At 30.4% G+C, this 2,137-nt stretch carries 1 protein-coding gene; it reads left to right on the plus strand.

Translation table 11 applies throughout. The features are described 5' to 3' along the window. Nucleotides 1-344 precede the first annotated feature (344 nt). Nucleotides 345-2,012, plus strand: coding sequence for a Na/Pi cotransporter family protein (locus J2Z24_RS21125; RefSeq protein WP_035152118.1), 1,668 nt, complete (start codon nt 345-347; stop codon nt 2,010-2,012). The last annotated feature ends 125 nt before the right edge of the window (nt 2,013-2,137 follow it).

Genomic DNA, 2,137 nt, shown 5'->3' on the forward strand with positions numbered 1-2,137 from the left:
CGAGATTTTCATACGTGCCTTAAGGCACAATGCTGGTAAAGTGCCCTTATAGGGCTTAAGAAAAACCACCAGCTTAGCTGGTGGATATTTATTTCCTATAATTTTTAATGTCTATGTTAAATCTATGTTAATTAGAGTTAAAAATTATTTATTTTTGTTAAAAATAATGTATTATAAAAATGTATTTATTCTATTGCTACTATCAGTAATATTTAAAACTATAGATATATAGAACTCTTTACCTTTAGGTATTAGAGTTTTTAATATTGTGTATACAGTTTTGATAAGCATATGAATAAATTGTTCTAATAATTACTTGATAACATATTGGAAGGAGTATGAAGATGGACAGTTTGTCGATGGTAATAGGTCTCTTTGGAGGCTTAGGGTTGTTCCTGTATGGAATGAAAATCATGGGGGATGGGCTTGAAAACACAGCAGGAGATAGGTTAAAGGTGTTTTTTGAAAAGATAGTTTCTAATCCTTTTAAAGCAATACTTACAGGAACAATAGTTACAGCAATTATTCAAAGTAGTAGTGCAACCACAGTTATGGTAATAGGATTTGTTAATGCAGGACTTATGAATTTATATCAAGCTACAGGCGTAATAATGGGAGCTAATGTTGGTACCACAATTACAGGGCAATTAGTTGCACTTAATTTAACTGCAATTGCACCTATATTTGTAGGTGTAGGAGCTTTAACAGTACTATTTTCTAAAGGAAATAAGAGTAAAGAGATTGGAAATATAATATTAGGATTTGGTATTCTTTTTATAGGAATGAAGACCATGTCTTCCTCAATGGCTCCTTTAGCTAAATCAGAAGAATTTAAAAGTGTAATTGCAACGCTATCATATAATCCAATTTTAGGAGTACTTGTAGGATTAGGTCTTACTGCTGTAGTACAAAGTTCATCAGCTACTATTGGTATACTTATAGCATTAGCTAATAATGGATTACTGCCAATAGAGGTAGCTTTACCGGTTTTATTTGGAGATAATATAGGAACTTGCGCAACTGCACTTTTATCTAGTATAGGTACAAACAAAAATGCAAGAAAAGCTGCTCTTGCTCACTTAACCTTCAATGTAATAGGTACGGTTATATTTTTAATAATTTTAAAACCAATTTCCTCACTTATAATTTATTTAACTCCAGATAATGTAGGAAAGCAGATTGCTAACGCTCATACATTCTTTAATATAGCAAACGTTATAGTTCAGGCACCTTTTATTAAGTATTTAGTAGCATTTATAAATAAAGTTATTCCAGGAGATGGACAAGAAGAAGGTATGACTATACAGTATATTGATGATAGATTATTGGAAACTCCAGTAATTGCCGTTGGTCAATGCAAAAAAGAAATAATTGCAATGGCTGATAAAGCTAGAGAAAATTTAAAATTTGCAGTGGAATCTTTAGAAACTGGTGATGAAAATCTTATCAAAAAGGCTGGTGAAGGAGAAGACTTAATTGACCTTTTAGAAGAAGAAATAACCAAGTTTTTAGTTAAACTTTCAAATACGGAAATTTCAAAGCAACAAGTGGATATAGTTACTTCTATGTTTCATGTTGTTAAAGATATAGAGCGTATAGGAGATCATTCTAAGAATATAGCAGATTTATCTACAGAGAAAATTTCTAAAAGACTAATTTTTTCTGAAGATGCAATGAAAGAGTTAAAAGACATATTTAATTATACTCTTGATGCTTTAAATAGATCTATATTAAGTTTTGAACGTAATGATGTAAGAATGGCAAAATCTGTTTATGAGATAGAAGCTAGAATAGATGAACTAGAAGAAACATTAAGAGATAATGATATAAAGAGATTGAATTCTTCTGCTTGTGAAGCTAGAGTTAGTGCTATTTATTTAGATATAATTAGTAATTTTGAAAGAGTAGGGGATCACTCTTTAAATATAGCTGAAGCAGTTCTTGAAATAAATCATTTACATAAGTTGGATGAAAATTCAACAGGAATACAGAAAACTGTAAAAATAAAATAAAAAAGGATGCTAAGGCATCCTTTTTTATTCTTCTTGTCTATAAATAAAACCACCTGCTATGCAGGTGTGTTCAGAAAAGCTTAAGCGTTGAAAAAAAACACCTCACTTTGATAGAATAGATATGG

The organism is Clostridium tetanomorphum, from assembly GCF_017873215.1.
GTDB classification, from domain to species: domain Bacteria; phylum Bacillota; class Clostridia; order Clostridiales; family Clostridiaceae; genus Clostridium_AO; species Clostridium_AO tetanomorphum.

Coding starts and splice junctions, on each gene's coding strand:
- J2Z24_RS21125 (WP_035152118.1), top strand. CDS start 345: ATGGACAGTTTGTCGATGGTAATAGGTCTCTTTGGAGGCTTAGGGTTG.